This window comes from Kosakonia oryzae, assembly GCF_001658025.2.
Lineage (GTDB): Bacteria > Pseudomonadota > Gammaproteobacteria > Enterobacterales > Enterobacteriaceae > Kosakonia > Kosakonia oryzae.
The window spans coordinates 3,713,740-3,733,511 of sequence record NZ_CP014007.2 but is presented as its reverse complement, the minus strand read 5'-3'; the positions used below and the strand labels follow the sequence as shown (position 1 = coordinate 3,733,511).

The window sequence follows — 19,772 nt, the reverse complement described above, 5'->3', positions numbered from 1 at the left end:
TGTGTATCTGATTGCGTGTGAAATGCAAAAAAAAGCGTGGAGCAATCCACGCTTTTTTTATGGGGGAAAACTTACTTCGCTTTACCCTGGTTTGCGACTGCAGCAGCTTTCGCTGCGATCTCTTCGGCATTGCCCAGGTAGTAGTGTTTCAGCGGTTTGAAGTTTTCATCGAACTCATAAACCAGCGGTACGCCGGTCGGGATGTTCAGTTCGAGGATCTCTTCTTCGCTCATATTGTCGAGGTATTTCACCAGCGCACGCAGGGAGTTACCGTGCGCAGCGATGATCACGCGCTCACCGCTTTTCAGGCGCGGCAGAATGGTTTCATTCCAGTAAGGAATAACGCGATCGATGGTCAGCGCCAGGCTTTCGGTCTGCGGCAGCTCGGCTTCGCTCAGTTTAGCGTAGCGCGGATCGTGGCCCGGGAAACGCTCGTCATCTTTGGTCAGCGCTGGCGGGGTAACGGCAAAGCCACGACGCCACTGTTTAACCTGCTCGTCACCGTATTTCTCAGCGGTTTCGGCTTTGTTCAGACCCTGCAACGCACCGTAGTGGCGTTCGTTCAGTTTCCAGCTTTTTTCTACCGGCAACCACGCCTGATCCAGTTCGTCCAGCACGTTCCACAGGGTGTGGATGGCACGTTTCAGCACGGAAGTGTAAGCAAAATCGAAGGAGTAGCCTTCCTCTTTCAGCAGTTTGCCTGCTGCTTTCGCTTCACCAACGCCTTTCTCTGACAGATCGACATCGTACCAACCGGTGAAGCGGTTTTCGTTGTTCCACTGGCTTTCGCCATGACGAACCAGAACCAGCTTAGTAACAGCCATACTCTTACTCCTGTAAGCCTGATTGAATGATAACAATTCTCATTATATTGCCGGAGAAAGAGCCCCGGCAACGATTACCCATAACCATAGCGAAAATAGCCGCGCAGTGTAAGGTGCTTGTGAACCAGGGGTTATAGTTTTGTCGATAAGTGGCGCTTATTTCAGCAAAATGAGCAAAAAAAAGCCCTCCGGAAGGAGGGCTGAGATTAAAGCGCGATAAAGTGATATTCCGTCAGGCTGACATATTCGTTGCCGGGGCGTAAAACACAGTCCGGCTGCGGATAGTCCGGGCGATTCGGGCTGTCGGGCAAAAATTCGCTCTCCAGCGCCAGGCCTTGCCATGCGGCGTAGGTTTTTCCCCCGCGCGCTGGCGTACCGTCGAGATAATTGCCGGAATAGAACTGGAGCGCAGGGGCGCTGGTATAAACCGTCATTTGCAGTTGGTTATCCGCTGACCACAAGTGTGCCGCAGGCTGGCTGGCATCACCCTTCGCCTGCAACAAAAACGCATGATCGTAGCCTTTTACTACACGCTGATCGTCATCGCTGAGAAACTCTTCCGCTACGGTTTTGGGCGTACGGAAATCAAAACTGGTCAGTGCGACTTTTTTCAACCCGCCGGTCGGTATCCCCATCTCATCCACAGGCAGATATTCATCTGCCAGCAGTTGCAGCGAGTGGCTACGCACATCAGACTGATGCCCATCGAGGTTGAAATAGGCGTGGTTGGTCAGGTTGACCGGGCAGGGTTTATCGGTCGTGGCGCGATATTCAATGGCCAGACGGTTATCCTCGCCGAGGCGAAAATGCGCCGTGGCGTTTACGTTGCCCGGAAAACCCTGATCGCCATCCGGCGAAGTCAGCGAAAACAGCACCTCATTTCCATTCTGACGCTCAATCCGCCAGCGACGCTTGTCGAACCCCTCCGGGCCGCCGTGCAACTGATTTTCGCCCTGGCTGGGCGTAAGCGCATATGTCTGGCCATCAAGCTGAAAACGGCTTTTGCTGATACGGTTGGCGTAACGGCCTACCGAAGCGCCAAGAAACGCCGATTGTTGCAGATAGTATTCCGGTGACGCGCAGCCGAGCAGCGCTTCACGCACGGAGCCATCTTTCAGTGGGACGCGTGCCGAGAGCAGCGTCGCGCCCCAGTCCATGAGTGTTACCACCATTCCGGCGCTGTTGCGCAGAGTGATGAGACGGAAGGGCAGCCCGTCCGGAGCCGCCGTCGCAGATTCGTTTAGCACTGTCCTGCTCCCTGTGAAGGTTTGCACACATAAAAGGTTTCTTTGATGCCGGTTTTGGCTTCGTACTGGCTTTCCACGGCCTGTTGCACCGTAGGAACCAGCGCTTCCGGTACCAGCGCGACAACGCAACCGCCAAAACCGCCGCCGGTCATGCGCACGCCGCCTTTATCACCGATGGTGGCTTTTACAATCTCGACCAGCGTATCGATTTGCGGCACGGTGATTTCAAAATCATCGCGCATCGACGCGTGGGATTCGGCCATCAGCACGCCCATGCGTTGCAGATCGCCTTTCTCCAGCGCGGCGGCCGCTTCTACTGTACGCGCGTTTTCTGTCAGCACATGGCGTACGCGTTTGCTGACCAGCGGATCCAGCTCGTGCGCTACCGCATTGAACTGGTCGATGCTGACATCACGCAGCGCTTTCTGTTGGAAGAAACGTGCGCCGGTTTCGCACTGCTGACGACGCGTGTTGTATTCACTGCCAACCAGCGTGCGTTTGAAATTGCTGTTAATGATGACAATTGCTACGCCTTCCGGCATCGACACCGCTTTGGTGCCGAGCGAGCGGCAGTCGATCAGCAACGCGCTGCCTTTTTTGCCCAGCGCCGAGATCAACTGATCCATAATGCCGCAGTTACAGCCGACGAACTGGTTTTCCGCTTCCTGGCCGTTAAGGGCAATCTGCGCGCCATCCAGCGGCAGATGGTAAAGCTGCTGGAAGACGGTGCCGACCGCCACTTCCAGCGATGCTGAGGAGCTTAACCCCGCACCTTGCGGTACGTTGCCGCTGATCACCAGATCGGCGCCGCCAAAGCCCGCGTTGCGTTTTTGCAAGTGTTTCACTACGCCACGCACATAGTTGGACCACTGCTGGCTGTCGTGAGTAACAATCGGGGCATCGAGGGAAAATTCATCCGTCTGGTTATCGTAATCGGCGGCAATTACCCGCACGATGCGATCGGCGCGCGGTGCGCAGCTAATCACCGTCTGGTAATCAATGGCGCAGGGCAGTACAAAACCGTCATTATAGTCAGTATGTTCACCAATCAGATTCACACGGCCCGGAGCCTGAATGGTATGGGTGGCAGGGTAGCCAAATTTCTCAGCAAACAGGGATTGTGTTTTTTCTTTCAGACTCATTGTTATTCTCCGGATTCGCGAAAATGGACATCGCTCAGCGCACGCAGGCGTTCGGCGGCTTGTTCTGCCGTCAGATCGCGCTGGGTTTCCGCCAGCATTTCGTAGCCCACCATAAATTTACGTACGGTAGCGGAACGCAGCAGCGGCGGATAGAAATGCGCGTGCAACTGCCAGTGATCATTCTCTTCGCCGTTAAACGGCGCGCCGTGCCAGCCCATCGAGTAGGGGAAAGAGCACTGGAACAGATTGTCGTAACGGCTGGTCAGTTTTTTCAGCGCCAGCGCCAGATCGCTGCGCTGCGCTGCGGTTAAGTCGGTAATGCGCTGGATATGCGCCTTCGGCAACAGCAGCGTTTCGAACGGCCAGGCCGCCCAGTAAGGCACCACGGCCAGCCAGTGATCGGTTTCCACGACCGTACGGCTGCCGTCATTCAGCTCGCGCTGCGCATAATCGACCAGCATCGGCGAGTGATGTTCAGCAAAGTACGCTTTTTGCAGGCGGTCTTCGCGTTCCACTTCGTTGGGCAGAAAACTGTTCGCCCACACCTGGCCATGCGGATGCGGGTTGGAGCAGCCCATTGCTGCACCTTTGTTCTCAAACACCTGCACCCATGGATACTGCTGGCCCAGCTCGGCGGTTTGCTGTTGCCAGGTTTTCACCACCTCTTCCAGCGCATTCAGGCTCAGTTCCGGCAGCGTTTTGCTGTGATCCGGCGAGAAACAAATAACCCGGCTGGTCCCGCGCGCGCTCTGGCTGCGCATCAGCGGATCGCTGCTTTCCGGCGCCTGCGGCGTATCGGTCATCAGCGCTGCAAAATCATTGGTGAACACGTAAGTACTGGTGTAATCCGGGTTTTTATCGCCCGTTACGCGAGTATTGCCCGGACACAGGAAGCAATCCGGATCGTGTGCAGGCAATGTTTGCTTCGCTGGCGTTTCCTGCGCCCCTTGCCAGGGACGCTTTGCGCGATGCGGAGAAACCAGGATCCACTGATCGGTCAGCGGGTTGTAGCGGCGATGCGGGTGATCGACCGGGTTAAATTGCGTCATTACTGCTCCTTCAATCCGGATAGCCCTGCGGATGGCGTGACTGCCAGCGCCAGGTATCTTCTGCCATTTCGTCAAGCGTACGGGTCACGCGCCAGTTCAGTTCTTTATCGGCTTTGGTCGCGTCGGCCCAGTAGGCCGGTAAATCGCCCTCGCGGCGCGGCGCATAGTGCCATGCCACCGGTTTGCCGCAGGCTTTACTGAAGGCGTTAACCACATCCAGTACGCTGCTGCCGACGCCGGCACCGAGGTTGTAAATATGGACGCCCGGTTTGCCAGCCAGCTGTTGCATCGCCGCAACGTGACCGTCAGCCAGGTCCATCACATGAATGTAATCACGCACGCCCGTGCCATCCGGCGTCGGATAATCGTTGCCGAAAATCGCCAGAGAATCACGACGGCCAACGGCAACCTGCGCGATGTAAGGCATCAGGTTATTCGGGATACCCTGCGGATCTTCGCCCATATCTCCTGACGGATGCGCGCCAACCGGGTTGAAGTAGCGCAGCAGCGCGATGCTCCACTCTGGCTGTGCTTTTTGCAGGTCGGTGAGGATCTGTTCCACCATCAGCTTGCTTTTGCCGTACGGACTTTGTGGCGTCCCGGTGGGGAAGCTTTCGACATAAGGGATTTTCGGTTGATCGCCGTAGACCGTCGCGGAGGAGCTGAAAATCAGGTTTTTGACGTTGGCGGCGCGCATGGCATTGATCAGGCGCAGCGTACCGTTGACGTTGTTGTCGTAGTACTCCAGCGGCTTCGCCACGGATTCGCCCACGGCCTTCAGCCCGGCAAAGTGAATGACCGCTTCAATGGCATGATCGTGCAGGATTTCGGCCAGCAGCGCTTCATCGCGAATATCACCTTCAACGAACAGCGCGGATTTTCCGCCAAAGCGCTCGATTTCATTGAGCACGCTGCGCTTACTGTTACAGAGGTTATCCAGAATGATCACGTCATGGCCGTTTTGCAGCAGTTGTACGCAGGTGTGGCTTCCTATGTAACCGCTACCACCAGTAACCAGAACTCGCATATTTCACTCCATAAAGCATTTGATATGAACAAACCTTAGCATAACAGAGAGGTGAAAACTGTGACATGGGATAAATTAGTGGAATCGTTTACACTGAATTTTCTGCCGTCCGGTTTGTCGCGTAACCGCTGGAAAACGCTGCTTTAGCGGCGCTTATCCGGCGAATATGAATAGTCTTAAAATGACTGCATTGCGTTACAGCAACGCAGACGCTGCCGGCAAAAGCCGGACAACGTCCCGAGGAGGTTATAAGTCATTGATGGCAGTCAGGCAATCGGCGTACAGGATAAAAGACTATATTCCAGATGTTCGCCAGAGTGATGCTGCTCAGGAAGCGTGCGTTTCGAATTGGTAGCGATAGCTGTCGCCTTCCGGCACAAAGGTCAGCCGGTGAGTGATGCAGGCTGGCGCATCGTCGGCATGGTGCGAAACAAACAGCAATTGGGTTTGTCCTTCACTGATTAACACATCAACAAAGCGGCGGATCAGCTGGCGGTTTAGCGGATCCAGCCCTTGCAGCGGCTCGTCGAGGATCAGTAATGTCGGATGTTTCACCAGCGCACGGACAATCAGCGCCAGCCGCTGTTGTCCCCATGAAAGGCTGTGGAAGGGCGCATCGGCGGTGCGGGCGTCGAAACCTAAAATATCCAGCCAGCGCTGCGCCAGTTTGTGCTGCTTATCTGACACCGCCTGATAAATGCCAATTGAGTCAAAGTAGCCGGAGAGGATCACGTTGCGCACATTAGTGCTGACGCGGTAATCAAGGTGCAGGCTGCTGCTGACGTAACCAATATGTTTTTTGATATCCCAGATAGTTTCACCGCTGCCGCGACGGCGGCCAAACAGCGTCAGATCGTTGCTGTAACCCTGCGGGTGATCGCCGGTGATCAGGCTCAACAGCGTCGATTTCCCGGCGCCGTTCGGGCCGACGATCTGCCAGTGTTCGCCGGGATTTACCGTCCAGGAAAGCTGGTTGATGATCGACCTGTCATTATAAGAAACGACGCCATCGTTCAGCACAATCAGCGGTTCGCCCGCGCGTAACGTTTCTCGGGCCGGGGGCGCGTCAGGTTCCGGCAGGGCAATACCGGCCAGTTTTTCACTGTGTGCCAGTTGCGCAATCAGCGCCTGTTGCAGCAGGGCGGACTTTTCACCGGTTTCCGTCAGAGTGCAATCCACCAGTACGCCAGCGTGCTGTACAAAATCCGGGATTTCATCAAAGCGGTTAAGCACCAGCACTACCGTGTAACCCTCACCATTCAGCCGCGCCAGCAGTTCCGCCAGTTGCTGGCGGGAGTTCACATCCAGCCCGTCGAAGGGTTCATCCAGAACCAGCAGTTCCGGCTCGGACATCAGCGCCTGACACAGCAGCGTTTTGCGCGTTTCGCCAGTCGAAAGGTATTTAAAGCGGCGTGTCAGCAGATGTGCGATGCCGAATTGCGCTGCCAGTTGTTCACAGCGCTGTGGGTTTTTGACCTCATCCTGAATGATGTCGGCCGTAGTGCGCCCGGTATCCTCTTCGCCAGGGCTGAGCATATCGGTGTTGTTGCGCTGCCACTCTTCGCTGACCAGTTTTTGTAACTGCTCAAAAGAGAGGCGCGTCAGGCGAGTAAATTGACACTGACGTTCGCCGTTCAGCAATGTCAGTTCGCCCGAAAGCGCGCGGGCCAGCGCGGATTTACCGCTGCCGTTAGCGCCAACAAAGGCCCAGCTTTCGCCCGCCCGCAGGATTAACTGTTCAAGGTGCAGCGTGCGTGTATCGCTAAGACGAAACGTACCTTGCGAAATTTGCAATGATGACATGATATATCCCGTTTTTTGCAGCAATGAAGTTCAGGGATACGTGCAATGCACTCACTTGTCAATGCGATTAGCATAACGTGGCGAGAATGACCCGATCGGCATTAAAATATGCCGTCACTTCGCGCTGTTCCTGCAAATTATCCACGTCATGCGTTGGCACCGTGGCGCAGAGCTGCTGTCCGTCTGGCAGTGTCATCAGCACTTCGCTTTGCTGTTCGCCACGCTCAATATGGCTGATAAATCCTTTAAGCTGGTTGTCGGCAAGCGCCGCGCGCTGCGCATCCTGCGTGATATTCACCCAGGGCGCTTTCAGCAATACCAGCACCTCTTTTCCTGCCTCAAGGCCAAGTCGTTCGCCGCTTTGTGCGGTGATAGCGACTTTCAGGCGCGTTTCACCGTCGGCCAGCAGCACTTCAATATGCTGCTGCACCTGCTGGTGATCGCGGGTGGTTACGGTGCCAAACCACTGGTTGCGGGCGCTGGTTTGCAGGGAAAAGCGCGAAATGGCCGCCAGCAGGCTGTTCAGCGGCAGCGCGTCGTCATCGCTCAGCACGTCAAACGCCTTCTGCTGGATCTGCGCCAGCAGATCGTAAAGCTGAATCAGCCGTTGCCCGTAACGGGTCACTACCGCGCCGCCGCCGCCTTTACCGCCTGTCGCACGATCAACCAGCGTATGTTCGCTCAGTTGGTTCATTTCATTGATGGCATCCCAGGCGCTTTTGTAACTGATGCCTGCGTTCTTCGCGCCCTGGCTAATCGAACCCGTTTGTTCGATCTGTTTCAGCAGAGAAATACGGCGCGGATCGGCAAAAAGGCGTTCCTGAAGTTTGAGGGTTAAGAGAATTTCAGCCTGCATTACGCAATGTCCTGGCAAAAAGAGTATTGTGAAGGAAAAGCGGTATTACGCCTAGCCTGAGCCCTGATTTTGATAGCAAAGCGGCGCATGCAATCGCACAAAAGGCGAGTGTTTTTCTGTGGAATCAGGCTAAAATGCCTGCTTCGCAATATCCGGAGTCGATCATGTTAGAGTTGTTGAAAAGCCTGGTTTTTGCCGTGATCATGGTTCCTGTGGTGATGGCTATCATCCTGGGGCTGATTTATGGCTTGGGTGAAGTATTTAACGTCTTTTCCGCCGTCGGTCGTCGCGACCGTTCCAGCCAGCAGCGCTGATCCTTTCGAAAACGCCCACTTTGGTGGGCGTTTTACTGTTCAAGATTTTGTGACATCCTGCCGATATATTTACTGAAGTTACTCATTCTTTATGGGTATTACCTGCCGCCATGAAAACTCTGATAACATCGTTATGTTTCAATGTATATAACGATACTCAGAGGAGCTACAAATGGCAGGTACATGGTTACGCCTTTTTGCTGGGGCGACTTTATCGCTTTCTGTTGCCGGGCATGCACTGGCGGAAGAGGGCAAAATTACTGTTTTTGCAGCAGCGTCGCTGACCAATGCGCTGCAGGATATTGCGGCGGCGTATAAAAAAGAGAAAAACGTTGAGGTAGTCTCTTCGTTCGCCTCCTCGTCAACGCTGGCGCGGCAGATTGAAGCCGGTGCGCCGGCCGATCTGTTTATTTCTGCCGATCAGAAATGGATGGATTACGCCGTCGAGAAAAAATCCATTGATACGGCGACGCGTGAAACCCTGCTGGGCAACAGCCTGGTGGTTGTGGCACCGAAAAGCAGCGCTCAGGGCGAAATTACCGTTAATGCCAAAACCAACTGGAGCAGCCTGCTGAAAGGCGGCCGCCTTGCCGTTGGCGATCCGGACCACGTTCCGGCAGGGATTTACGCCAAAGAAGCGCTGCAAAAACTGGGGGCATGGGAAACCCTGTCACCGAAGCTGGCTCCGGCAGAAGATGTACGTGGCGCGCTGGCGTTGGTAGAGCGCGGAGAAGCGCCGCTGGGCATCGTTTACGGTTCTGACGCGGTGGTCAGCAAAGGCGTGAAAGTGGTGGGGACCTTCCCGGAAGATTCGCACCAAAAAGTGGAATACCCGCTGGCTATTATCAATGGGCATAAAAACGCAACGGTAACGGCGTTTTATGATTACCTGAAAGGCCCGCAGGCTTCTGAAATTTTCAAACGTTACGGATTTACGACGCACTAATGATATTGACGGATCCCGAATGGCAGGCGGTACTGCTGAGCCTGAAAGTCTCATCCCTCGCGGTATTATTCAGTTTGCCCTTTGGGATCTTCTTCGCCTGGTTGCTGGTGCGTTGCACATTTCCGGGCAAAGCCCTTCTTGATAGCGTACTGCATCTGCCGCTGGTTTTACCGCCGGTGGTGGTCGGTTATCTGTTGCTGGTAGCGATGGGCAGACGCGGTTTTATCGGCCAGTGGTTGTATGACTGGTTCGGTATTACCTTTGCGTTTAGCTGGCGCGGCGCGGTGTTAGCCGCTGCGGTGATGTCTTTTCCGTTAATGGTGCGCGCGATCCGTCTGGCGCTGGAAGGCGTGGACAGAAAGCTCGAACAGGCAGCACGTACGCTTGGCGCAGGGCGCTGGCGCGTCTTTGCCACCATCACGTTACCGCTGACGTTGCCGGGAATTATTGTCGGTACGGTGCTGGCCTTCGCCCGCTCGCTCGGCGAGTTTGGCGCGACCATCACCTTCGTCTCTAATATTCCGGGGGAGACGCGCACTATTCCCTCGGCGATGTATACCCTGATTCAGATGCCAGGCGGCGAAAGCGCGGCGGCGCGGCTGTGTGTGATCTCGATTGTGCTGGCGCTGATTTCGTTGCTGGTATCGGAATGGCTGGCGCGCATCAGCCGTGAACGGACAGGGAGATAACCGATGCTGGAGCTCGATTTCACCCAGACGCTGGGAACACATCAACTGCGTGTCGCCGAATCGCTGCCTGCCAGCGGAATTACGGCGATTTTCGGTGTTTCCGGCGCCGGGAAAACCTCGCTGATTAACGCGATCGGCGGCCTGACGCACCCGCAAGAGGGGCGCATCACCCTGAACAATCGCGTGCTTCTCGATACCACGCGTAAAATTTGCCTGCCACCGGAAAAACGGCGTGTTGGCTACGTTTTTCAGGATGCGCGCCTGTTCCCGCACTATAAAGTGCTCGGGAACCTGCGGTACGGCATGGCGAAATCCATGGCCGGGCAATTCGACAAGCTGGTGGCGCTGCTGGGCATTGAGCCTTTGCTGGAGCGGCTTCCGGGTACGCTCTCCGGCGGCGAAAAACAGCGTGTCGCCATTGGCCGCGCGTTATTAACCGCGCCGGAACTGATGTTGCTGGATGAGCCGCTGGCATCGCTGGATATTCCGCGTAAACGGGAGTTGTTACCCTATTTGCAGCGGCTGGCGCAGGAGATCAACATTCCGATGCTGTATGTCAGCCACTCGCTGGATGAGATCCTGCATCTCGCCGATAACGTGATGGTACTGGAAGCGGGTGAAGTGAAAGCGTTCGGCAGACTGGAGGATGTCTGGGGTAGCCGCGTGATGAACCCGTGGCTGCCGCCTGAGCAGCAAAGCAGCGTGCTAAAAGTGATAGTGCTGGAACACCATCCGCATTACGCCATGACCGCGCTGGCACTTGGCGATCAGCATATCTGGGTGAATAAAGTCGATCGCCCGCTGCAAAGCACGCTGCGCATTCGTGTGCAGGCGACGGATGTTTCTTTGGTGCTGCAACCGCCGATGAATACCAGTATCCGTAATATTCTGCGTGCCAAAGTGGCGCAGTGTTTCGATGTTGATGGGCAGGTAGAAGTTCAACTTGAGGTGGGCAGCCGTACGTTGTGGGCGCGCATCAGCCCCTGGGCGAGAGATGAACTGGGTGTGAAAGCGGGTCAGTGGCTGTATGCGCAAATCAAGAGCGTGTCGATAACCGCCTGATAACGGCGTAATACAAAGAAGGGGAGCTGAGCTCCCCGTCATTGCGAAAGTGGCTGGCGTTGATGAGCCTTAGAGATCATCCGTGGTATGGTGGACAACGATCTCCAGCGTATTGCGGATCACGTCGCTCGTCACCACGTCTTGTGTCGTTTCGATCATCTTAATCAATTCAAGAATCAGCGCTTTGTGCGTGATGCTTTGCCCTGCGGCAGAAATACGCCGAATGGCGGCACCAAGTATTGCTGACTCCTCTGATAACACATTGCCGCCGCTGCGGAAGTATTCAGCAAGAGAAGCATCGGGCAGGTTTTCGTAACCATATGATTGTTCTTGCATAGCCTGGCTCATCGGGTGGATCCTGTTGTGGTTGAATATGACTGAGCGGCCTCAGTGTTTTTTATTGTTTAGCGATTTTTCGCCAAACAGAGGGAAAACGTTACTTCTGTTTTCCTTGTCCCAGAATGCTTCACTTCCGGTAGCGGATCGTAACGAGGAAATATTATTGCTGATAATTTCGGCAATAATGCGCCCCAGCATGTTACGCCGCTCAATATCGGTTTCGTTTCGCTCCATTGACCTCAGCCGGTTAATCAGTGCCTGAGTGCTAATGGGCGAATTGTCCTTAAGGAGTGACAGTACCGCCACGCCAATAAGTTCATCGGTGAGTTGTTCAATTTCACTACTGTTCATAACTGCATCTCGGGTTGCCGCCGATTGCCGATTTGCAAGGACGGCTTGAAGCCCATTCTCCCGTGGAAACATACTCAGAACGCTATGTGACCCGCGAGAATTGACTCAAATACCAGATAATTTTTGCTGTTTAAGCGGAGCCTTAGCGATCAAACAGCATACCAATCAACGCATGATAGTGGCTCTCCTCCTCCGGGCTGGATGCCTGTTCGAGGCGGCTGAGCAGTTTGGTACAGATGGCTTTACGACTGAGATTACGCCCTTCACTGAGGATTTCTACCGCAATTTTCCCGAGCGTTGCTTGTTGGGTCGGCAGCGTCGCTTTGTTGAAATAACGGGTAACGGCAGTTGCTGTGTTCGGAAGATAACCGTTCTGTTGCATTTGTCACTCCTCAGGAAAATGTCAGTTAAATAAGTACAATTAAAGTTATACAAACATGGCGAAAATGTATATTAAAATTGTACAAAATTATTAGCACTCTATAGAAACACTCGCTAATTGGTTGTTTTATTGAGTTAATAAATTTCTGAAAATTCAGGAAAAAACAGGCGTTGTACAACCTTTCCTCGGATAAGTCTGATATTGATCCATTATCCCATCCGGCGATAAACCAAGGAAAATCAATGCAAGACGCCCCGGAAAGCATCTGCTAAGGTTGCTGTTCTTTCACTTCGCCCCGGAGCCTTTATGCTCACCACCATCATTTACCGTAGCCATTTGCATGAACATGTCTCTTATGAAGTGCTTAAAGAGATGGTCGTCGCCGCGAATATCAAGAATGGTCAGGCAGGCGTCACGGGGATTTTGTTGTTTAACGGCACCCATTTTTTCCAGTTACTGGAGGGGCCTGAAGAGGGCGTCGCCGCCATCTATCAGGACATTTGTGCAGACAACCGTCATTACAATCTGGTTGAGTTATTGCGTGATTACGCTCCTTCGCGGCGGTTCGGTAAGACCGGAATGGAACTGTTTGATTTACGCGATCATCGCCGGGAAGAGGTGTTGCAGGCGGTATTCGACAGAGGCACATCGCGTTATCAACTGATCTACGGCGATCGCGCGCTGCAATTTTTCCAGACCTTTGTCGAGGACAGTGAAAAAGAGAACTACTTTGAGATCCCGCCGGGCGATACATGGGAATTCATTGCGGATGAGCAGCCGGTTTCGCTGCCGGCAAAGGCGCTCGACAGCCTTGCCGAATGCCGTTTTGCATTCCAGCCGATAGTCGATCCGTTTGCCCGGCAAATCGTGTCGCTGGAAGCGCTACTGCGAACGCCGGAAGGCGGCTCGCCGCAGGCCTGGTTTGCTGGTCTTTCGGGAGAAGATATCTATGCGGCAGATTTGCACAGTAAGAAAGTGGCGTTTGCGCTGGCAGCCACCTTGCGCCTGGGCGCGCAAACCCTCTCGGTGAATCTCCTGCCAATGACGCTGGTCAAAGTCCCCAATGCGGTGGAGTTTTTCCTGCAGGAAATTCGCGCCAACGGACTGGTGCCGGAGCAGATTGTCGTTGAATTTACGGAGAGTGAAATTCTTTCGCATCTGGACGAATTTACTCAGGCGGTGAAGCTATTAAAAGGCGCGGGCATCCGCGTGGCGATTGAGCACTTTGGCGCCGGGTTTGCCGGATTGCTGCTGCTGGCGCAGTTTCAGCCGGACCGGATCAAAATCAACCGCGCGCTAATTCAGGACGTACACAAAAGCGGCTCGCGGCAGGCCATTGTTCAGGCGATTATCCGCTGCTGCACTTCGCTTGAGATTGCCGTCACCGCCGTTGGCATCGAAACAGCAGAAGAGTGGATGTGGCTGGAATCAGCGGGCATTACCCATTTCCAGGGCTATTTGTTCGCGCCGCCTTCGCTGTCGGGGATCCCGGCGGTGGCCTGGCCTGAGAAAAGAGAAGACTTACCGTCATAAAGTTGTACAAAAGTATTTGTACAAGCTGGCAGAGTTAATTAGTCTTGCAACCGAGTAAACCGGCGTTACCAGTAGAGGAAGTCCATGGCATTTTACAGCATTGGCGAGGTTGCCGAGCGATGCGGCATTAACCCGGTCACACTGCGTGCATGGCAACGTCGTTATGGTTTGTTAAGGCCACAGCGCAGCGAAGGCGGGCACCGTCAATTTGATGAGTCCGACATTCAGCGTATTGAAGAGATCAAACGCTGGATCGAGAGCGGCGTGTCCGTCAGTAAAGTGAAAGCGTTGCTCGATGAGAACAAGCTGGCAGGCCAGGCCGGATGGACATCGGTGCAGGAAGAGATGATGTCCACGCTTCGGCAGGTCAATCCTGACCGTTTGCAGACAACGCTAACCACGCTGGCGCAGCAATACTCCGCAGAGCAGTTTATTGAGGATATTGTCATGCCGGTCAGGCAGCGCATGAGCCTCGATCCTAATACCGCACGCGTTATGCTCAGTTTGCTGGATGGCGTGCTGATTGAATATGCCGCCGCGGCTATCGCACAGGCCCGTTCGCCGGCGGCGAAAGCGGCGCTGCTGGTGGCCTGGGACAATCACGATCGAACGCGCTTGTGGCTGGAAGCCTGGCGGCTTTCTCAGCAGGGCTGGCGCATTCACGTGCTTGCCGAACCGCTCGATTCCCCACGCCCGGAGTTCTTCCCCGGCCAGCAGCTTTTCGTCTGGACAGGAAAACCGCTGACGCGCAGTCAGTTGCAGCAACTGACGCACTGGCGCAATCAGGGGTTCACTGTCGCCATTCATCCCGAGACGAAACTTCCCTGATCGCTTGCAAAACAATGCGCTGAGCTTTCGGGCTGAAGCACATTTTCAACAGCCCGGACGGTAACGGGTCGATCACAGCAGCTCTTTGTAGATAAAGCTGGCAATGCTGTCGACGGTATTGTCGCCAATCACCACATCGGCGTGCGCTTTGACTGCATCGTCGGCATTCCCCATCGCCACGCCCACGCCAGCCGCTTCCAGCATGCTGATATCGTTATAATTATCGCCAAACGCCACCACGTTCTGCATCGACAAACCTTGTGACGCCACCCATTCGGCCAGGCGTTTGCCTTTGCTGTTTCCGGCGCGGGCAATATCGACCTGATCGTGCCATGACCATTCACATTCCAGCCCCAGCGTCTGCTCAATGTGGTGGGCGAAATCCTTCAGCTTTTGCGTATCTTCATCGGTGAGCGCGAACTTCCAGATGGCTTGCACTTCCTGCGCCGCGCTGCTCAGCGATGCCACTTGCTGGAAAACCGGGCGTTGCTCTGGCGGCAGCGATTGCGCCCAGTTGTTGGTGCGCAGCACATGGCCGGTGGGTTTCTCGTACAGCATGGCGTTATCGACATACATCAGGCCATGAATGCCATGCTCGTTAAGCTGAGTAATCAATTGTTGCGCTTGTGGCACCGGCAGTGGATCGGCAGAGAGTACTTTTTTTGCGTGATAATCATACAAATAAGTGCCATTACAACAAATTGCAGGTGTATCCAGCGCCAGTGCCTGATAAAAAGGGTGGATGGCAACATGATGCCGACCGGTGACGATGATGAGTTGATGTCCTGCCGCTTTTGCGCGGGCCAACGCTTCAATAGATGAGGGCAGAAGCGTTTTTTTCGGTGTCAGTAGCGTACCGTCTAAATCCAGAGCAATAACTCGCGAAGTCATAACAAATTCCGTGGTCGATGTTGAAATTTTTGCGTCCGGGCATGGTACACCGCGTCGCCGGATGCGCAAAATCTGGCGCAGAAAATCAGCAGCAAGCCAGAAAAAAGGCTATCCTGGTTACTTAACGCAAATAAGAATTAGAGGAAAGGAGTGTTCATGAAACAAACCGTTTATACCGCAAGTCCGGAGAGTCAGCAGATCCACGTCTGGCGTTTGAATTCTGAAGGCACCCTGACGCTGGTTCAGGTCGTTGATGTGCCGGGTCAGGTTCAGCCGATGGTGGTCAGCCCGGACAAACGTTACCTCTACGTGGGCGTTCGCCCTGAATTTCGCGTTATCGCTTACCGTATCGCCCCTGACGACGGTGCGCTGACGCTTGCGGCGGAAGCGCCGTTGCCGGGCAGCCCGACGCATATTTCCACCGATCACAGCGGCCGCTTCCTGTTCAGCGCCTCTTACAATGCGGGCAGCGTCAGCGTGACGCGCCTGGAAGACGGTATTCCGACGCAGAACGTTGATGTCGTGGAAGGGCTGGAAGGGTGCCACTCGGCGAACATCTCTCCGGACAACCGTACGCTGTGGGTTCCGGCGTTGAAGCAGGATCGCATCTGCCTGTTCACGCTGGCGGATGACGGCAATCTGACGGCGCAAAATCCGGCGGAAGTGACCACCGTGGAAGGCGCAGGTCCGCGTCATATGGTGTTCCATCCGAACGCGCGTTTCGGCTATTGCGTGAATGAGCTGAACAGCTCCGTTGATGTCTGGCAGTTGAGCGATGTACACGGCAAAATCGAGTGCGTACAGACGCTGGATATTATGCCGCCAGATTTTACCGATACCCGTTGGGCGGCAGATATTCATATCACGCCGGATGGTCGCCACCTTTATACCTGCGATCGTACCGCCAGCGTGCTGACCATTTTCAGTGTCTCGGAAGATGGCAGCGTGCTGTCGCTGGAAGGTTTCCAGCCGACGGAAACACAGCCGCGCGGTTTCAACATTGATAAGAGCGGTAAATATTTGATCGCGGCCGGGCAGAAATCGCATCACATTGCGCTATATGAAATCACCGGTGAGCAGGGGTTGCTGACCGAGAAAGCGCGCTATGCAGTAGGTCAGGGGCCGATGTGGGTGGTTGTTAACGCCTTCTGATACCGAACGTCAGCCATAAAAAAACCTCGCCGTGGCGAGGTTTTTTATTACCGCAGAATTACTTCTTCGGCTCAGCGACAACCTGGCTGCCCACGCCGCGGTTGTTGAACTCCCACATACGGTTGAACTGCGGGTTGTTCAGCTCGCGCTGTACATTGCCTTTATCATCCACCACGCCGACATTGCCTGCGTATGCACGGCCAGAAACCGCAGCATCTGCCCATGGTTTAGCGACGTTAAAGCCTTCATTAATTACGCTGTCGCGGATAACGACCTGACCGTTGGTGTTGCCATCAACATCCAGTGAACGGCCGAGCTGCGCCACGCCGTTGCCGGTAAAGCGGCTGTTCACGGCGAGGAAGCCGTAGTACAGGTTAGAGAGCGTCGCCGGGGCGAAGACGTAGCCTTCTTTCTGCGTGCGTGAGTTCACTACGCGGAAATCGGTGTTATCAAACACCACCGCGCCGCGACCAGAAACGATATCCACATCCCCTTCGAGGTAGCTGTTGGTCACCAGCGTACGGGTCTGGCGATCGCTACGCAGGGTGTTGTCCACGCTGCTGTTGGTGACAAAGAAGGTGTTCTGGCGACCCAGAATGTTGACGTTGTTGATCTGCACTTTATCGCCGTCGCTGCGCAACGCTACCGCCTGGTGGTTGCCCGCATCAACACTGTCGCCCAGCGTGTTTTCAATGGTCAGGTTCTGCAATTGCAGGCCGTTGTTCTGTGACCAGAAAACCGCAGAACACATTACACCGACCGTTGCAGCGCGTTTGCTCTGGCAGTTATCGAACATGTACCAGGCAGGTTTACCCGGCATATATTTGCCTGATGGATTGACCAGACGACGCCAGCTGTTCGGGTCGATTTCAGAGTCAATCGCCATACCGATTTTTACGTCCAGCGCTTTCTCGCCGGTACCGTAAATGGTCACGCTGCCCGAGGCGGCAGGGACATACACCGTGCCTTCATACTCGCCCGGCATCACTGCGATATATTGACGATCGCTGGCATGCTTGTTGATTGCCGCGTCTACCGCAGCCTGAATAGTGGTATGCGTTACGCCTGGAGTCCCAGCCGGGCCAACCACGAAGTCCGCTTTTTCCGGCAGACGAATCGACACCGGTTTCCATACCGCGCCGTCCGGCGTCAGCGAGGTGAAGTAGCGATCCGCCACGAAGTTTTTCGCTTCGCCCGCACTGAGGATCGGACGCGACGTCGTGCCCGGTGCTTTCTGTTCAGAGGGACGTTCAGCCGGCGGGGTTGAGCTACAGGCGGTCAGTGTCACGCCAAAAGCGAGCGCCAGCGCCAGACGGGAAACCGATGATGTGTTCAAAGCGTGCTCCAGACTATGCAAAGTTGAAAGGGTTGCGTCAAAGCCTGCTTTTTTATACTAAGTTGAGCGAAACGGGAAGCCAAAATCGAAAAAAGTCAGCGGTAAGTGAGCGAAAGTGACCGTTATTTGGCGGATGGGGAAATTCCCGCCGCGCAAAGGCCCCGGCGGGAGGGGAAATTAAGGATGCAGGGCGAGGCCTTTGATCACTTTATCGATGGCTTTTTTCGGCCCGCGCAGGGCAATGCCGACCAGGTTCATCGCATCCGCATCTTCCTGCTGAAACACGGCGCGGTTAGCGTCATCATTGCCGGTAGAGAACATCGCTTCCACATACGGCACAACCGTCACGTCCCGCTCCAGCCCTTTGCGGTGGGTACGCTGCAAATCGGCCAGCGTACCGGCGAAAATCAGCATCGGCTGCCCGGCAATGCGCTCGTAGCGGCGCCCGGCGGCATCCACATAGGGTTCACCCAGCACCTCCGGCGCAGCAGAGACCACGCCGGTGGCGAGAAACGCCACCACATTCAACCGTTGCCAGCTTTCCAAATCGTCACGTACCACAAGGGCAACTTTGGTATCAAACATGCGTTTTTCTTCTCCGTCTGTCGTAAAAAGCCCATCTTCGGAGAAGCGCATTCAGCGGGATAGAACGTTTGTGCACTGGCGCTGGAAGGCGGCGGGAGAGAGGCGATACGCGCGCTGGAACCATCGGCCAAGGTGGCTTTGATCGGCAAAACCCACCTGCGCCGCCACCTGCGCGGGTTCCAGCCCGTGCGCCAGCAAGGCTCTGGCGGTGCGCAAGCGCAGGCGCACCAGATACGCGTGCGGCGTCTGGCCAAAGGCTTTCTGAAATTGTCTGCTCAGGCGAAAACGGTCAATACCGCAGTGCGCCGAAAGCGCGTCCAGCCCGATATCGTCCGCCATCTGGTCATGCAGCATCTCTTTCACCTGCTGCATACGCAGCACGGTTTCATCCGGCGGCAGGGCTGTTTTGCCATCAATATGGCGGGTGAGCAGCTTCATAAGATGATCCAGACTCTGATCGCGGGCGAGGCGGCCTTCATGGTGATGAATGGCAAAAAATGCCTGCTGAATGGCGTGGATCAGCATGTTGTCATCGGTCAGGGTGTTACGAAAGGCCGCTTCGATTTGCGATACGTCTCTGTGTCCGCGCTGTTGCAGCATGGTGGTGACCCACTGTTGCGGCAGGTAAAGCATCACATAGGTGAAGCCATTTTCGTCCGGCGCATGTCCGTCATGCACCGCGCCCGGCTCAATCAAAATCGCGCGGCCGGGGCGGCTGGTATGCAACTCGCGGTGGCAGTTAAAACGCTGCACGCCCTGCTGGGTCACGCCCACCAGCATTTCATCATGATCGTGCGGATCGTAGGCGTGCCCGGTGAAGTGGGCGCTGACGCTCTCAATGCCGGTTTCCTGCTCGCGGCGAAAATCCACCCAGTCGCCGGATGCACTACGTTGCGCGCACATGAATTAGCTGAACATCGCCGTAATGCTGGCGCTGGCGAGTTTATGGAAATGGACGTTAAAACCGACCATCGCACCGCTGGCATTTTCATCCACCTCCAGATGATCCACATCCAGCGCGTAGACGGTAAAGATGTAGCGATGGGTTTCGCCTTTCGGCGGCGCAGCGCCGCCGTAACCGGCTTTGCCGAAATCGGTGCGCGTCTGAATCGCGCCTTCCGGCAATTCAGCGACGCCGGAACCGGCACCCTGCGGCAGAACGCGCGTGTCGGCAGGTAGATTGGCGACAACCCAGTGCCACCAGCCGGAGCCGGTCGGCGCATCCGGGTCATAGCAGGTGACGACAAAACTTTTGGTTCCGGCAGGAACATCGTCCCATGCCAGATGCGGCGAGAGGTTGTCGCCATCGTAGCCCATGCCGTTAAACACATGGCGATGCGGCAGTTTTTCGCCGTCGCGTAAATCGTGACTGATAAGCTTCATTACGAGCTCCTCTGTTCGTTCAGGCTGAAGTGT

General features: G+C 55.2%; 22 protein-coding genes. 7 read left to right on the top strand and 15 right to left on the bottom strand.

The features are described 5' to 3' along the window. Positions 1–71: 71 nt before the first annotated feature. The 7 genes from gpmA to modE form a co-directional block, all read right to left on the bottom strand. Positions 72–824: a 2,3-diphosphoglycerate-dependent phosphoglycerate mutase gene (gene gpmA, locus AWR26_RS17695; protein WP_043954207.1), complete on the bottom strand. Its 753-nt coding sequence runs from the start codon at positions 822–824 to the stop codon at positions 72–74. A 206-nt stretch (positions 825–1,030) separates the two neighbouring features. Beyond that, entirely contained in the window at positions 1,031–2,071 is a 1,041-nt protein-coding gene (gene galM, locus AWR26_RS17690; RefSeq protein WP_064567784.1) for a galactose-1-epimerase, read from the bottom strand. Further along, complete coding sequence (gene galK, locus AWR26_RS17685) at positions 2,065–3,213, bottom strand: galactokinase (protein WP_064567783.1); 1,149 nt, start codon at positions 3,211–3,213, stop codon at positions 2,065–2,067. Before galK ends, galM begins: the two co-directional genes overlap by 7 nt. A 2-nt stretch (positions 3,214–3,215) precedes the next feature. Next, positions 3,216–4,262: a galactose-1-phosphate uridylyltransferase gene (gene galT, locus AWR26_RS17680; RefSeq protein WP_064567780.1), complete on the bottom strand. Its 1,047-nt coding sequence runs from the start codon at positions 4,260–4,262 to the stop codon at positions 3,216–3,218. A gap of 10 nt (positions 4,263–4,272) precedes the next feature. Next, positions 4,273–5,289 carry a UDP-glucose 4-epimerase GalE gene (gene galE / locus AWR26_RS17675; protein WP_064567778.1) on the bottom strand — a complete coding sequence of 339 codons (1,017 nt, stop codon included), beginning with the start codon at positions 5,287–5,289 and terminating at the stop codon, positions 4,273–4,275. Positions 5,290–5,616: 327 nt separating this feature from the next. Then, on the bottom strand, positions 5,617–7,092 hold the full coding sequence (gene modF / locus AWR26_RS17670) for a molybdate ABC transporter ATP-binding protein ModF (RefSeq protein ID WP_064567776.1): 1,476 nt from the start codon (positions 7,090–7,092) through the stop codon (positions 5,617–5,619). A 67-nt stretch (positions 7,093–7,159) separates the two neighbouring features. Continuing rightward, complete coding sequence (gene modE, locus AWR26_RS17665; RefSeq protein WP_064567775.1) at positions 7,160–7,948, bottom strand: molybdenum-dependent transcriptional regulator; 789 nt, start codon at positions 7,946–7,948, stop codon at positions 7,160–7,162. A 164-nt stretch (positions 7,949–8,112) separates the two neighbouring features. Here modE and AWR26_RS17660 point away from each other — a divergent pair, with 164 nt between their 5' ends. The 4 genes from AWR26_RS17660 (at position 8,113) to modC (ending at position 10,959) form a co-directional block, all read left to right on the top strand. Continuing rightward, positions 8,113–8,262 carry an AcrZ family multidrug efflux pump-associated protein gene (locus tag AWR26_RS17660; RefSeq protein ID WP_035885954.1) on the top strand — a complete coding sequence of 50 codons (150 nt, stop codon included), beginning with the start codon at positions 8,113–8,115 and terminating at the stop codon, positions 8,260–8,262. A 172-nt stretch (positions 8,263–8,434) separates the two neighbouring features. After that, positions 8,435–9,208: a molybdate ABC transporter substrate-binding protein gene (modA, locus tag AWR26_RS17655; RefSeq protein ID WP_064567773.1), complete on the top strand. Its 774-nt coding sequence runs from the start codon at positions 8,435–8,437 to the stop codon at positions 9,206–9,208. Then, the gene (gene modB / locus AWR26_RS17650) at positions 9,208–9,897 is read left to right on the top strand and encodes a molybdate ABC transporter permease subunit (RefSeq protein WP_007373940.1); all 690 of its coding nucleotides are present in this window, start codon (positions 9,208–9,210) and stop codon (positions 9,895–9,897) included. Before modA ends, modB begins: the two co-directional genes overlap by 1 nt. A gap of 3 nt (positions 9,898–9,900) precedes the next feature. Continuing rightward, entirely contained in the window at positions 9,901–10,959 is a 1,059-nt protein-coding gene (modC, locus tag AWR26_RS17645) for a molybdenum ABC transporter ATP-binding protein ModC (RefSeq protein ID WP_064567772.1), read from the top strand. A gap of 69 nt (positions 10,960–11,028) precedes the next feature. On the opposite strand, the gene AWR26_RS17640 is transcribed toward modC, so the two are convergent. From AWR26_RS17640 to ycgZ, 3 genes are all read right to left on the bottom strand, one after another. Next, entirely contained in the window at positions 11,029–11,295 is a 267-nt protein-coding gene (locus AWR26_RS17640) for a biofilm development regulator YmgB/AriR family protein (RefSeq protein ID WP_064569051.1), read from the bottom strand. A 51-nt stretch (positions 11,296–11,346) separates the two neighbouring features. Next, positions 11,347–11,649 carry a hypothetical protein gene (locus AWR26_RS17635; protein WP_064567770.1) on the bottom strand — a complete coding sequence of 101 codons (303 nt, stop codon included), beginning with the start codon at positions 11,647–11,649 and terminating at the stop codon, positions 11,347–11,349. A gap of 142 nt (positions 11,650–11,791) precedes the next feature. Then, complete coding sequence (gene ycgZ, locus AWR26_RS17630) at positions 11,792–12,031, bottom strand: regulatory protein YcgZ (protein ID WP_064567768.1); 240 nt, start codon at positions 12,029–12,031, stop codon at positions 11,792–11,794. Positions 12,032–12,337: 306 nt separating this feature from the next. On the opposite strand from ycgZ, the gene AWR26_RS17625 reads away from it, so the two are divergent. Beyond that, positions 12,338–13,564 carry a diguanylate phosphodiesterase gene (locus tag AWR26_RS17625; RefSeq protein ID WP_064567767.1) on the top strand — a complete coding sequence of 409 codons (1,227 nt, stop codon included), beginning with the start codon at positions 12,338–12,340 and terminating at the stop codon, positions 13,562–13,564. An 84-nt stretch (positions 13,565–13,648) separates the two neighbouring features. Next, on the top strand, positions 13,649–14,392 hold the full coding sequence (locus AWR26_RS17620; protein WP_064567765.1) for a MerR family transcriptional regulator: 744 nt from the start codon (positions 13,649–13,651) through the stop codon (positions 14,390–14,392). A gap of 72 nt (positions 14,393–14,464) precedes the next feature. On the opposite strand, the gene AWR26_RS17615 is transcribed toward AWR26_RS17620, so the two are convergent. Further along, a complete protein-coding gene (locus AWR26_RS17615) occupies positions 14,465–15,283 on the bottom strand; it encodes a pyridoxal phosphatase (protein ID WP_064567762.1) in 819 nt (272 codons plus the stop codon). A 156-nt stretch (positions 15,284–15,439) separates the two neighbouring features. Here AWR26_RS17615 and pgl point away from each other — a divergent pair, with 156 nt between their 5' ends. Then, a complete protein-coding gene (pgl, locus tag AWR26_RS17610) occupies positions 15,440–16,435 on the top strand; it encodes a 6-phosphogluconolactonase (RefSeq protein ID WP_064567760.1) in 996 nt (331 codons plus the stop codon). A gap of 58 nt (positions 16,436–16,493) precedes the next feature. Here pgl and AWR26_RS17605 read toward each other — a convergent pair whose 3' ends face one another. The 4 genes from AWR26_RS17605 to AWR26_RS17590 all read right to left on the bottom strand — a co-directional run bounded on the left by AWR26_RS17605 (position 16,494) and on the right by AWR26_RS17590 (position 19,739). Beyond that, a complete protein-coding gene (locus AWR26_RS17605) occupies positions 16,494–17,771 on the bottom strand; it encodes a putative acyl-CoA thioester hydrolase (protein ID WP_064567758.1) in 1,278 nt (425 codons plus the stop codon). Between the two features lie 177 nt (positions 17,772–17,948). After that, positions 17,949–18,356: a DUF2000 family protein gene (locus AWR26_RS17600; protein WP_064567756.1), complete on the bottom strand. Its 408-nt coding sequence runs from the start codon at positions 18,354–18,356 to the stop codon at positions 17,949–17,951. A gap of 51 nt (positions 18,357–18,407) precedes the next feature. After that, positions 18,408–19,259 (bottom strand): AraC family transcriptional regulator, encoded by an 852-nt coding sequence (locus AWR26_RS17595; RefSeq protein ID WP_064567754.1) that lies wholly within the window; start codon positions 19,257–19,259, stop codon positions 18,408–18,410. A 3-nt stretch (positions 19,260–19,262) separates the two neighbouring features. After that, positions 19,263–19,739 carry a kinase inhibitor gene (locus tag AWR26_RS17590; RefSeq protein ID WP_064567752.1) on the bottom strand — a complete coding sequence of 159 codons (477 nt, stop codon included), beginning with the start codon at positions 19,737–19,739 and terminating at the stop codon, positions 19,263–19,265. Between the last annotated feature and the right edge of the window lie 33 nt (positions 19,740–19,772).